The sequence below is a fragment of the Mycobacterium paraffinicum genome (genome assembly GCF_001907675.1).
Lineage (GTDB): Bacteria > Actinomycetota > Actinomycetes > Mycobacteriales > Mycobacteriaceae > Mycobacterium > Mycobacterium paraffinicum_A.
On sequence record NZ_MPNT01000062.1, the window covers coordinates 1 to 12,765 of the forward strand.

11 protein-coding genes are annotated in these 12,765 nt (G+C 68.7%); 7 read left to right on the plus strand and 4 right to left on the minus strand.

Annotation, left to right across the window (positions count from 1 at the left end):
* From secD to BRW65_RS30395, 5 genes are all read left to right on the plus strand, one after another.
* A partial coding sequence (secD, locus tag BRW65_RS30375) for a protein translocase subunit SecD (protein ID WP_139273335.1) occupies positions 1 to 1,267 on the plus strand: 1,267 nt, incomplete at its 5' end.
* Between the two features lie 3 nt (positions 1,268 to 1,270).
* Positions 1,271 to 2,569, plus strand: coding sequence for a protein translocase subunit SecF (gene secF, locus BRW65_RS30380; protein ID WP_073881122.1), 1,299 nt, complete (start codon positions 1,271 to 1,273; stop codon positions 2,567 to 2,569).
* Between the two features lie 3 nt (positions 2,570 to 2,572).
* Positions 2,573 to 4,222, plus strand: a complete 1,650-nt coding sequence (locus tag BRW65_RS30385; protein ID WP_073881124.1) for an ABC transporter substrate-binding protein — start codon at positions 2,573 to 2,575, stop codon at positions 4,220 to 4,222.
* Positions 4,204 to 4,761, plus strand: coding sequence for an adenine phosphoribosyltransferase (locus tag BRW65_RS30390; protein WP_073881125.1), 558 nt, complete (start codon positions 4,204 to 4,206; stop codon positions 4,759 to 4,761). The genes BRW65_RS30385 and BRW65_RS30390 overlap by 19 nt, the downstream gene beginning before the upstream one ends.
* Before the next feature lie 42 nt (positions 4,762 to 4,803).
* On the plus strand, positions 4,804 to 7,197 hold the full coding sequence (locus BRW65_RS30395; protein ID WP_073881137.1) for a RelA/SpoT family protein: 2,394 nt from the start codon (positions 4,804 to 4,806) through the stop codon (positions 7,195 to 7,197).
* Here BRW65_RS30395 and BRW65_RS30400 read toward each other — a convergent pair.
* The 3 genes from BRW65_RS30400 to BRW65_RS30410 all read right to left on the minus strand — a co-directional run bounded on the left by BRW65_RS30400 (position 7,194) and on the right by BRW65_RS30410 (position 10,358).
* Positions 7,194 to 7,553, minus strand: coding sequence for a hypothetical protein (locus BRW65_RS30400; RefSeq protein ID WP_073881127.1), 360 nt, complete (start codon positions 7,551 to 7,553; stop codon positions 7,194 to 7,196). The two genes, BRW65_RS30395 and BRW65_RS30400, sit on opposite strands and share 4 nt — an antisense overlap.
* A gap of 49 nt (positions 7,554 to 7,602) precedes the next feature.
* The gene (locus BRW65_RS30405; protein ID WP_073881129.1) at positions 7,603 to 9,387 is read right to left on the minus strand and encodes a protein kinase domain-containing protein; all 1,785 of its coding nucleotides are present in this window, start codon (positions 9,385 to 9,387) and stop codon (positions 7,603 to 7,605) included.
* Between the two features lie 71 nt (positions 9,388 to 9,458).
* Positions 9,459 to 10,358, minus strand: coding sequence for a peptidylprolyl isomerase (locus BRW65_RS30410; protein WP_073881131.1), 900 nt, complete (start codon positions 10,356 to 10,358; stop codon positions 9,459 to 9,461).
* Between the two features lie 116 nt (positions 10,359 to 10,474).
* On the opposite strand from BRW65_RS30410, the gene BRW65_RS30415 reads away from it, so the two are divergent.
* Positions 10,475 to 11,137 carry an MBL fold metallo-hydrolase gene (locus BRW65_RS30415; protein ID WP_073881133.1) on the plus strand — a complete coding sequence of 221 codons (663 nt, stop codon included), beginning with the start codon at positions 10,475 to 10,477 and terminating at the stop codon, positions 11,135 to 11,137.
* On the plus strand, positions 11,134 to 12,396 hold the full coding sequence (gene hisS, locus BRW65_RS30420; RefSeq protein ID WP_073881135.1) for a histidine--tRNA ligase: 1,263 nt from the start codon (positions 11,134 to 11,136) through the stop codon (positions 12,394 to 12,396). Before BRW65_RS30415 ends, hisS begins: the two co-directional genes overlap by 4 nt.
* An 11-nt stretch (positions 12,397 to 12,407) precedes the next feature.
* On the opposite strand, the gene BRW65_RS30425 is transcribed toward hisS, so the two are convergent.
* A complete protein-coding gene (locus tag BRW65_RS30425; RefSeq protein WP_067752684.1) occupies positions 12,408 to 12,632 on the minus strand; it encodes a deoxyribodipyrimidine photolyase in 225 nt (74 codons plus the stop codon).
* Between the last annotated feature and the right edge of the window lie 133 nt (positions 12,633 to 12,765).

Here is a 12,765-nt window from a genome sequence, read left to right on the forward strand (position 1 = left end):
CCCCCCCCCCCCCCCCACCACCACCCCCAAAAACCTCGCCGCCGCCCCCACGCCAGCGCCCCCCGCACCGCCCCCCAGCCCTGCGGGCAACGCGCCACCGGCCGACGTGCCGCCGGCCGAACAGCCGGCGCCCCCGGACCCGCGCAAGGAGCTCGCCGATCGCATCGCCGATGAGAAGAAATGGCGGCAGAGCACCCGCCAGGGCGTCCAGTTCCTGGCGCTGCAATTCCAGGCGACCCGCTGCGACAAAGAGGACATCCTCGCCGGCAACGACGACCCGAACCTGCCCCTGGTGACCTGTTCGACCGACCACAAGGTGGCGTACCTGCTGGCGCCGTCGATCATCAGTGGCGACCAGATCCAGGACGCCACCTCCGGGATGAACCAGCGCGGCATCGGCTACGTGGTCGACGTGCAATTCAAGCCGGCGGCCGCCAACACCTGGGCCGACTTCACCGCCGCCCACATCGGCACCCAGACCGCCTTCACCCTGGATTCCCAGGTCGTGAGCGCACCGATGATCCAGGAAGCCATCCCCGGCGGCCGGACGCAGATCACCGGTGGCGACCCGCCGTTCACCGCCGCGACCGCCAAGCAGCTGGCCAACGTCCTCAAGTACGGCTCGCTGCCGCTGTCCTTCGAAGCGTCGGAGGCCCAAACCGTCTCGGCGACACTGGGATTGACGTCGTTGCGGGCGGGACTGATCGCGGGTGCGATCGGGCTGGTCCTGGTGTTGCTATATTCGCTGCTGTACTACCGGGTGCTGGGTCTGCTGACCGCGCTGTCGTTGATCGCTTCCGGCGCAATGGTTTTCGCGATCCTGGTGATCCTGGGCCGTCAGATCAACTACACCCTGGACCTTGCGGGGATCGCGGGTCTGATCATCGGTATCGGCACCACGGCGGACTCGTTCGTGGTGTTCTTCGAACGCATCAAGGACGAGATCCGCGAGGGTCGATCGTTTCGATCGGCGGTGCCCCGAGGCTGGGTGCGGGCCCGCAAGACGATCGTGTCGGGCAACGCGGTCACCTTCCTGGCCGCCGCGGTCCTGTACGCCCTGGCGATCGGGCAGGTGCGGGGGTTCGCGTTCACGTTGGGGCTCACCACGATCCTCGACGTCGTGGTCGTGTTCCTGGTGACCTGGCCGATGATCTACCTGGCGTCCAAGTCGCCGACGTTGGCCAAACCGGCATACAACGGCCTGGGCGCCGTTCAGCAGGTGGCCCGCGAACGCCGGGCTTCGCAAGTGAAAACGGGACGGGGATAGCCCATGAGTGCCTCCAAGGCATCCAAGGCCAAGGACACGACCGAAATCACCGAGGCCTCCAGCGACGCCGCGCAACTGACCGACGGCGGCGCCGGCGGGCAGCGGCACGGCTTCATCTCGCGGCTCTACACCGGCACCGGCGCGTTCGAGGTGATCGGCCGCCGCCGGCTGTGGTACGGGATCAGCGGGGCGATCGTCGCGGTGGCGATACTGTCAATCCTGTTGCGGGGCTTCACCTTCGGCATCGATTTCAAGGGCGGCACCACCGTGTCGATGCCCCGCGGCACGGTCCAGACGTCGCAGGTGTCCGACGTCTTCAGGAAAACCATCGGCCGGGATCCCGAGTCGGTGGTGATCGTCGGCAACGGCGGATCTGCGACCGTACAGATCCGCTCCGAAACGCTGACCAACGACCAGACGACCAAGCTGCGCAACGCCCTCTTCGACGCCTTCCAGCCGAAGGGCGCCGACGGCAAGCCCAGCAAGCAGGCCATCAGCGACGCGGCGGTATCCGAGACCTGGGGTGACCAGATCACCAACAAGGCGCTGATCGCGCTGGTGGTGTTCTTGGCCTTGGTCAGCCTGTACATCACGGTGCGGTACGAGCGATACATGGCCGTCTCCGCGCTGACGACCATGGTTTTCGACCTGACCGTCACGGCGGGGGTGTACTCGCTGGTCGGTTTTGAAGTCACCCCGGCCACCGTCATCGGCCTGCTGACGATCCTCGGTTTCTCCCTGTACGACACCGTGATCGTGTTCGACAAGGTCGAGGAGAACACCCACGGCTTCCAACACACCACCCGCCGCACGTTCGCCGAACAGGCCAACCTGGCGATCAACCAGACCTTCATGCGCTCGATCAACACCAGCCTGATCGGCGTGTTGCCGGTGCTGGCGCTGATGGTGGTGGCGGTGTGGCTGCTGGGGGTGGGCACGCTGAAGGACCTGGCGCTGGTGCAGCTGGTCGGCATCATCGTCGGCACCTACTCGTCGATCTTTTTCGCCACCCCGCTGCTGGTCACGCTGCGCGAGCGCACGGAGCTGGTGCGCACGCACACCCGCCGCGTCACGCGACGCCGCAAGGGCGGCGCCGAACCCCCGGAGGAGACCAAGGCCACCGAGGAGACCAAGGCCACCGAGGAGACCAAGGCCACCGAGGACGATTCCGCGTCGCCGGAGACCACCGCGACCACCCCGTCCGACAAGCCCGCACCGAACAAGCCCGCGCCGGGCGCGCGCCCGGCGCGCCCAACCGGGACCCGGCGTCCGAGCGGCAAGCGAAACGCCGGCCGGCGGTAGCCCATGGCCGCCAGGTATCGCCTCGCTTGGGGCGCTATCGGTTTGGCTGCAATGCTCGTCGCGGCCGTCACGCTGAACGCGTGCTCGGGCAGCGCCGCCTCGCAGATCGACTACGTGGTCGACGGGCGGCTGGTCACCTACAACACGAACACCGTCGTCGGCGCGGCATCGGCCGGGCCGCAGGCCTTCGCGCGCACGCTCGCCGGCTTCAGCTACCACGGCCCGGACGGGCAGACCGTCGCCGACCATGACTTCGGCACCGTCTCGGTGGTCAGCGGTTCGCCGCTGGTGCTCGACTACCAGATCGCCGACAACGCGGTGTACTCCGACGGCAAGCCGGTGACCTGCGACGACCTGGTGCTGGCCTGGGCGGCCCAGTCCGGCCGGTACCCCGACTTCAACGCCGCCACCCAGGCCGGTTACCTCGACATCGCCAACGTCGAATGCCTGCCCGGGCAGAAGAAGGCCCGGGTGTCGTTCATCCCGGACCGTGGCGTCGTCGACTACAACCAACTGTTCACCGCCACCACACTGATGCCGTCGCACGTCATCGCCGATCAGCTGCACATCGACGTGACGGCGGCGCTGCTGAGCAACAACGCCCAGCTGGTGCAGCAGATCGCCAAGCTGTGGAACACCATCTGGGACCTCAAGCCCGGCCTGGACCTCAAGAACTTCCCGTCCTCCGGCCCGTACAAGATCGAACGCGTCCTGGACGGCGGCGCGGTGGTGCTCGTGGCCAACGACCGATGGTGGGGTCCCAAAGCCATCACCAAACGCATCACCGTGTGGCCGCAGGGCCCCGACATCCAGGACCGCGTCAACAACCGCAGCGTCGACGTGGTCGACGTGGCGGCGGGCTCGTCGGGAACGCTGACGACCCCGGACAACTACAGTCGCGCCGATTCCCCGTCGGCGGGCGTCGAGCAGTTGATCTTCGCCCCGCAGGGCACGCTCTCGCAGCCCAAGGCCCGGCGGGCGCTCGCGCTGTGCACGCCGCGCGACACCCTCGCGCGCGACACCGGGGTGCCGATCGCCAATTCGCGCCTGAACCCCGCCGCCGACGACCCCGTCACCGCAGGCGACGGCGCCGCCGAGGCCGCCCAGTTCGCCAAGGCGGACCCCGCCGCCGCCCGCGCCGCGCTGGGCGGTGTGCCGACGACGGTCCGGATCGGCTACCAGGGGCCCAACGCGCGGCTCGCGGTCAACGTCGGGGTGATCACCAAGTCCTGCGCCGCCGCCGGCATCACGGTCACCAACGTTCCGCTGGACACCTCGGGGCCGCAGGCCCTCGAGGACGGCAAGATCGACGTGTTGCTGGCCAGCACCGGCGGCGCCACCGGCAGCGGGTCGACGGGGTCGTCGGCGATGGACGCCTACGACCTGCACAGCGGCAACGGCAACAACCTGTCCGGTTACGCGAACCCACAGGTCGACAGCGCCATCGGGGCGCTGGCCGTGTCGGCCGACCCCGCCGAACGCGTCCGGCTGCTGGGCGAGGCGGCGCCGGTACTGTGGGGCGACATGCCCACGTTGCCCCTCTACCGGCAGCAACGCACGCTCCTGATGTCGAAGAAGATGTACGCGGTGAGCAAGAACCCGACCCGCTGGGGTGCGGGCTGGAACATGGACCGATGGGCGCTGGTGCAGTGACGAGCGTCGGTGGGACCTCGTCGGTGGCCAACGTCATCGCCTCGCTGCTGCGCGAGGTCTCGGACTTCCCCAAGCCGGGGGTCCAGTTCAAGGACCTCACCCCGTTGTTCGCCGACCCGCGCGGACTGACGGCGGTCACCGACGCGTTGGCCGAGATCGCGTCCGGCGCCGACCTGGTCGCCGGGATCGACTCCCGCGGGTTCCTGGCCGCGGCGGCCGTCGCCGACCGGCTGCGCACGGGCGTGCTGGCCATCCGCAAAGGCGGAAAGCTGCCGCCGCCGGTGCACGCCGAGCACTACGACCTGGAGTACGGCAGCGCCACGCTGGAGATCCCCGCCGACGGCATCGACTTGCGGGGACGCCACGTGGTGATCATCGACGACGTGCTGGCCACCGGGGGCACCCTGGCCGCGGCCGCACGGCTGCTGGAACGGACCGGCGCCACGGTGATCGCGGCGGCGGTGGTCCTCGAATTGACCGCGCTCGGGGGCCGTCAGGCGGTCGCGGACCTGCCACTGCACAGCCTGAGTCGGGTCTAGCGAGCCAACCGCGCGATATCCTCGAGGTCGGAGGTGACAAACGTGGCGAACGAGAAGAGCGCGGCGCAGGCGCTTGACGCGCCCACTGACGTCGCGGAGTCCCTGCTGGTCGGGGAGCCGGTCACGGCCCAGGCCGCCGAGCCGCCGGAGCAGCCGACCGAGACGCTGAAGACCTCCAGCAGCGCGTCGCGCCGGGTCCGGGCCAGGCTGGCCCGCCGGATGACCTCCCAGCGCACCACGCTCAACCCGGTGCTGGAACCGCTGGTGGCGGTGCACCGCGAGATTTATCCCAAGGCGAACCTGTCGCTGCTGCAGCGGGCTTTCGAGGTCGCCGACGAGCGGCACGCCACGCAGTTGCGCCACTCCGGCGACCCCTACATCACGCACCCGCTGGCCGTCGCCAACATCCTCGCCGAATTGGGCATGGACACCACGACTTTGGTGGCCGCGCTGCTGCACGACACCATCGAGGACACCGGCTACACGCTCGAGCAGATGTCCGAGGAGTTCGGTGATGAGGTGGCGCACCTCGTCGACGGCGTGACCAAGCTGGATCGGGTGGTGCTGGGCACCGCCGCCGAGGGTGAGACCATCCGCAAGATGATCACCGCGATGGCCCGCGACCCCCGGGTGCTGGTGATCAAGGTCGCCGACCGGCTGCACAACATGCGCACCATGCGTTTCCTGCCGCCGGAGAAGCAGGCGCGCAAGGCCCGCGAGACGCTGGAAGTCATTGCGCCCCTTGCTCACCGGCTGGGTATGGCGAGCGTCAAGTGGGAGTTGGAGGACCTGTCCTTCGCGATCCTGCACCCGAAGAAGTACGACGAAATCGTCCGGCTGGTCGCCGGCCGCGCCCCGTCGCGGGATACCTACCTGGCGAAGGTCCGCGCCGAGATCACCAATACCCTGGGCGCCTCGAAGATCAAGGCGGTCGTGGAGGGCCGGCCCAAGCACTACTGGTCCATCTACCAGAAGATGATCGTCAAGGGACGGGACTTCGACGACATCCACGACCTGGTCGGCATCCGGATCCTGTGCGACGAGATCCGGGACTGCTATGCCGCTGTCGGCGTGGTGCATTCGCTGTGGCAGCCGATGGCGGGGCGGTTCAAGGACTACATCGCCCAGCCGCGATACGGCGTCTATCAGTCGCTGCACACCACCGTCGTCGGCCCCGAGGGCAAGCCGCTGGAGGTGCAGATCCGCACCCGGGACATGCACCGCACCGCCGAATACGGCATCGCCGCGCACTGGCGCTACAAGGAAGCCAAGGGCCGCAACGGCGTTCCGCATCCGCACGCCGCCGCCGAGATCGACGACATGGCCTGGATGCGCCAGCTGCTCGACTGGCAGCGGGAGGCCGCCGACCCCGGCGAATTCCTGGAATCGTTGCGCTACGACCTTGCGGTGCAGGAGATCTTCGTGTTCACCCCCAAGGGTGATGTGATCACCCTGCCCAACGGGTCGACGCCGGTGGACTTCGCCTACGCCGTGCACACCGAGGTCGGCCACCGTTGCATCGGCGCCCGGGTCAACGGCCGGCTGGTGGCGTTGGAGCGAAAGCTGGAAAACGGCGAAGTCGTCGAGGTTTTCACGTCGAAGGCGCCCAACGCCGGTCCGTCGCGCGACTGGCAGCAGTTCGTGGTGTCGCCGCGCGCCAAGGCGAAGATCCGGCAGTGGTTCGCCAAGGAGCGGCGTGAGGAGGCGCTGGAAGCCGGCAAGGAGGCGATGGCGCGTGAGGTGCGCCGGGGCGGACTTCCCTTGCAGCGCTTGGTCAATGGCGAATCCATGGCCGCGGTGGCCCGCGAATTGCACTACACCGACGTGTCCGCCCTCTACACCGCGATCGGCGAGGGCCACGTGTCGGCTCGGCACGTGGTGCAGCGGCTGCTCGCCGAACTCGGCGGGATCGACCAGGCCGAAGAGGAGCTGGCCGAGCGCTCCACGCCGACGACCATGCTGCGCCGCCCGCGCAGCAGCGACGACGTCGGCGTCTCGGTGCCCGGCGCGCCGGGGGTGCTGTCCAAGCTGGCCAAGTGCTGCACGCCGGTGCCCGGCGACCAGATCATGGGATTCGTCACGCGCGGCGGCGGAGTGAGCGTGCACCGCACCGACTGCACCAATGCGGCGTCGCTGCAACAGCAGGCGGAGCGGATCATCGAGGTGCATTGGGCGCCGTCGCCGTCGTCAGTGTTCCTGGTGGCCATCCAGGTCGAGGCGCTCGACCGGCACCGGCTGCTCTCCGACGTCACCCGGGTGCTGGCCGACGAGAAGGTCAACATCCTGTCGGCGTCGGTCACCACCTCCAATGACCGGGTGGCGATCAGCCGGTTCACCTTCGAGATGGGCGACCCCAAGCACCTCGGGCATCTGCTCAACGTGGTCCGCAACGTCGAAGGCGTCTTCGACGTCTACCGCGTCACATCCGCGGCCTAACGGGCCCGCTCGCCCCGCGGGAGCAGGCTGACGACCTTCGTGTCGGACTCGTGCTGGTCCTCCAACACGATCACGCCCTCCGCGTCGCTGCCCACCGGCTTGGCCGCCCCCTCCAGCACCTCGCCCACGACGCGCACCGTCCGCGGCAGCGCGCTGTTGGTCAGCACCTTGAACAGCGGTACCGCCGCGATGAAGACCGCCAGCGGCGGTTCGATCAGGCCCAGCCCGACCGCGGCGATCAACCCGCCGAAATAACCCACGGATCGCGGTACGTCCACTTCGACGGTGCCCAGTTGAACTTCCAGCACGTTCTCCGGTGCCCCGAAACGGATCTCCACCGCGCTGTTGGTTGCCATACCGCCCTCCTCCTTGGGATCGCAGGAGGGGTACCCGGTGTGGCGCGTCCTAGCCGATGCGCACCGAGGTGATGGTGACGGGGTTGGTGGGGGCGCCGCTCTGCCGGTTGCCGGCGATGCCGGCCTCGGCGACCTTGTCCAGAACCGCCAGACCGGCCTGGCTGATGGTGCCGAGCACGGTGCTCGTCGGCTGCAATTCGGAGTCCCGGAAAACGAGGGAGAACTGGCTGCCGTTGGTGTTCGGCCCGTCGACGGCCATGATCACCGTGCCGCGCGGATAAATCACGGTCGCCCTGAGCCCGGGGTCCCCGGCCGGGTATTGGTTGGTCGGGTACTCGTCGGCGAATTGGTAGCCGGGGCCGCCGGAGCCGTCGGACTCGGGACCGCCGCACAGCAGCGATCCGCCGTCGGTGGAGTTGATCAGCCGGGCGCACTGGGTGTTGTCGAAGAACTGCTGCTTGGCCAGGCTGACGAAACTGTTTACGGTGCAAGGGGATTCGGAGTTGGCAAGCTGGATGCCGATGTCACCGAAGTTGGTGGAGATGGTGGCCGGGATTTCCGCGGGTTCGGTGGAGACCCTGCCGGGCGGGGGCGGGCTGACGGGTTTGACGATGGTGTCCGGCGCGCTGGGGTACTGGCAGTTGGCGCCCAGGTCGGTCGGCGGCGCGAACGCCGGCAACGGCGGTACGGTCGCCATGGCCTGGCCGGTCGGTCCCGATGTCGAACCCTGCCTGCCGGGTACCCGTGCGCGGGACGCGCTGGTGGACGCCGCGCCGTTGGCGGACCCGTCGTTCTGGGTCACCAGCGCGACGACCAGCGCCACCACCGCGGCCAGCGCCAGCGCGGATGCGCCGACGATGCCCAGCAACAGACGTCGGGAGTGCGTCGGGGCGCTATACGACGGCTGCGGGTCGGGATGGGGGCCCGTCGGGGGGAAGTCCTGCGTGGGCGGCCCGGCGGCCGGCGGAGGCGGGGCGGCCGGCGGCGGCGGGGGACCCCATGCCGCGGTCCCGGCCGGAGTGGACAACGCCGCCCTGGCAGCCTCGGCGAGCTCCATCGCCGACTGATAGCGCTGTTCAACATCTTTGGCCATCCCACGGGCCACCACCGCGTCGAGCGCCGGGGATACGCCGGCCGCGGTTGTCGACGGTCGCGGCGGCGGGGTGTTGAGATGGGCGTTGAGTTGTTCCTCGAGGCTCTCGCCCACATAGGGGCGCGCGCCGGTCAGGCACTCGTGCAGCACGCAGGCCAACGAGTACACGTCGGCGCGGTGATCCGTTGCGCCCCTGAACCGCTCGGGCGCCATGTAGGCGACGGTGCCCATCGTGTGACCGGTCTGCGTGAGCGACGTGTCGGCCAGCGTGCGGGCGATGCCGAAGTCGATCAGGTAGACGAAGTCCCGCGCCTTGGTGACCAAGATGTTCTTCGGCTTGATGTCGCGATGGACCAATCCCGCCTGGTGGGCGCTGTCGAGGGCCGCGGCAACCTGTTCGATCACCGCGACCGCGCGCTCGGGGGACAGGCGCCCACCGTTTTCGGCGATGTACTGCAACAGGTCACGGCCCTCGATCAGCCGCATGTCGACATAGAGCCGGCCGTCGATCTCCCCGTAACTGTGGATGGGCACGACATGCGGGTCGTTCAGGCTCGCCGCGATGCGCGCCTCCCGGCGGAATCGTTGCTGAAACTCCTGATCCTCGGCCATGTTCGGCGGCAGCACCTTGAGGGCGACGACCCGGTCGGTGGCGGCGTCGTAGGCGCGGTAGACCTCGCCCATCCCGCCGCGCCCCAGGACGTCCAGCAACTGGTAATGCCCGAAAGATTCTGACCCCACGCCACGACCTTAAGCGGTGGACCGCCCGCGGGTCGCGCGATTCTCACCAATCGGCGTTGTGCTGCTTGGCTTTAGTCGAGCAACAGCGAGGTGATGGTGACCTCGGCGGCCGGGGCGCCGTCCTCACTGCCGCCCGCCACGCCGGCTTTGGCGATCTTGTCCAGGGTGGCCAGCCCGTCGGGCTGGATGGTGCCGAAGACCGTGTACTGCGGCGGCAGCTGGGAATCCTTGTACACCATGAAGAACTGGCTGCCGTTGGTGCCGGGGCCGGCGTTGGCCATCGCCAGGGTGCCGCGCGGGTAGAGGACGGGCTGCTGCGCCTTCGGGTCGTTCGGCGGGTACTGGTCGGTCGGGTACTCGTTGGCGAACTGGTAGCCCGGACCGCCGGTGCCGTCGCCCTTGGGGTCACCGCATTGCAGGACGCCCAGGTCCGCCGACGTGGTCAGCCGGTGGCACTTGGTGTTGTCGAAGTACTTCTGACCGATCAGGCTCGCGAAACTGTTTACCGTGCAAGGCGATTCGTTGTTGGCCAGCATGAGCCCGATGCGGCCCTGGTTGGTGACCATGCTGGCGCTCACCTGGGCCGGGTCGGTCGGCACCTTGCCGGTGCGCGGCGGCTTGACCTGCTTGGCGGCCGGTTCCGGCGACGCCGGGTACTGGCAGTTGGCGCCGAGGTCGGCGGACGGCTTGAACGCAGGCAACGGCGGAACGGGCGGCGTCGGCCCGGCCGGCGTCGTGGTCTCCGAGGAGCTGCTGGGGGTCGGGGTGGGGGAGCTCGGGGCGCTATTGCTCTTGTGCTCGTTCTTGGTGTTGATCACCGCGAGCACCACCGCGACAACCACCGCGACGGCCACCAGCGAGCCGGCGGCGATCACCACGATCCGGCGCATCTTGGCTTGCTTCGCGCGGCGCTCGAGCTGCCGTTCGAGCTTGCGCTTGGCGTTGGCACGTCGCTGTTCGTTGGTCGGCACGGCCGTATGCCTCCATGGTCGGTAGATCGGGGCCCGCAAAAGGCGTCAGTGGCCAGCTCAGGCTAATGTGGGCGCCGCGACCGGTGTCAAGTGGGGCCCGTGGGAAACTGGGAACCGTGTTGATCACCGGATTTCCCGCCGGCATGTTGCAGTGCAACTGCTATGTGCTGGCTGAGCGGCCGGGAACGGACGCCGTCATCGTGGATCCGGGGCAACGGGTGATGGGCCCGTTACGGCGCATCCTCGACGAGAACCGGCTGACCCCGGCCGCGGTGTTGCTCACCCACGGACATATCGACCACATGTGGTCCGCGCAGAAGGTGTCCGACACCTACGGCTGCCCGACCTTCATCCACCCCGAGGACCGGTTCATGCTGAAAGACCCGATCTACGGCCTGGGCCCGCGCGTGGCCCAGCTGGTGGCCGGCGCCTTCTTCCGCGAGCCCAAGCAGGTCGTCGAGCTGGACCGCGACGGTGACAAGCTCGACCTGGGCAGCGTGACCGTCAACGTCGACCACACCCCGGGTCACACCCGCGGGTCGGTGGTCTTCCGGGTGGTCGGGGATATAGACTATGTGTTCACCGGTGACACCCTGTTCGAACGCTCGGTGGGGCGCACCGACCTGCACGGCGGGAGCGGCCGCGACCTGCTGACCTCGATCGTCAGCAAGCTGCTGGTGCTCGACGACGACACTGTGGTCCTGCCCGGGCACGGCAACGCCACCACCATCGGCGCTGAGCGTCGTTTCAACCCGTTCATCGAAGGCCTGAGCCCGTGACCGGGTTCTCTGCCCCCAAGGGGGTTCCCGACTACGTGCCGCCCGACTCGGCGCAGTTCGTGGCGGTCCGCGACGGATTGCTGGGCGCGGCCCGTCGGGCCGGCTACGGCGACATCGAGTTGCCGATCTTCGAAGACACCGCGCTGTTCGCCCGGGGCGTCGGCGAATCCACCGACGTGGTGTCCAAGGAGATGTACACGTTCGCCGACCGCGGCGACCGCTCGGTGACGTTGCGCCCCGAGGGCACGGCCGGCGTGGTGCGCGCGGTGATCGAGCACGGGCTCGACCGCGGTGCGTTGCCCGTCAAACTCTGTTACGCGGGGCCGTTTTTCCGCTACGAGCGCCCGCAGGCCGGCCGCTATCGGCAACTGCAGCAGGTGGGCGTCGAGGCGATCGGCGTCGACGACCCGGCGCTGGACGCCGAGGTGATCGCGGTCGCCGACGCCGGCTTCCGGTCGCTGGGGCTCGACGGATTCCGCCTGGAGATCACCTCGCTTGGCGACGACAGCTGCCGTCCTCAGTATCGGGAACTGTTGCAGGAGTTCCTGTTTGGGCTCGACCTCGACGACGAGACCCGCAGGCGTGCCGAGATCAACCCGCTGCGGGTGCTCGACGACAAGCGCCCCGCGGTGCGGGCCATGACGGCCGACGCGCCGGTGTTGCTCGACCACCTGTCCGACGTCGCCAAGCAGCACTTCGACACCGTGCTGGCCCACCTGGACGCGCTCGGCGTGCCGTACGTCATCAACCCGCGCATGGTGCGCGGGCTGGACTACTACACGAAGACCACCTTCGAGTTCGTGCACGACGGTCTGGGCGCGCAATCGGGCATCGGCGGCGGCGGCCGCTACGACGGCCTGATGCGCGAGCTCGGTGGCCAGGACCTATCCGGGATCGGGTTCGGGCTCGGCGTGGACCGCACCCTGCTGGCGCTGCGCGCCGAGGGCAAGAGCGTGGGGGAGGCGACCCGCTGCGACGTGTTCGGGGTGCCGCTGAGCGAGCAGGCCAAGCTCGAGCTGGCGGTGCTGGCCGCGCAGCTGCGCGCCTCCGGCGTCCGCGTCGACCTGGCCTACGGCGACCGCGGACTCAAGGGCGCGATGCGCGCGGCCGACCGTTCGGGCGCCCGGATCGCGCTGGTGCTCGGCGACCGGGACATCGAGGCGGGCACGGTCGGGGTGAAGGACCTCGCGACGGGCGAGCAGGTTTCGGCGCCCGCCGATTCGGTTGTCGCCGAAGTTCTTTCGCAACTCGGGCGGTAGCCCACGTCGGGTTATTTCTTGCTGGGAATGACGATAACGACGATCAGGGTGAGGATCGAGAAGAACAGCCCGAGAATTCCCCAGCCCAGCGGGTTGCGGCCCTTCATCATTGCGATTAATCCGCAGACAATTGCGGCGATCACGCTGCCGATGGCGACGAAAATTCCCTTGATTCCGCGGAGGATAAAGCCCGCCGCGACCGGGTCCGAACTCGCCAGAATCACCGAATGCAACATGTCAGGTCCTTAAGTTCGTAGGTGCAGTTACTTCGTGTTGTTACGTTGTGCTGTGACCCGGGTGGGTCGGGTGAGGCGGCATGTCGGTTGCCGGCCTGGTGGTGCGGCTTGAAAGGACTGGCCGCCCGGCCTT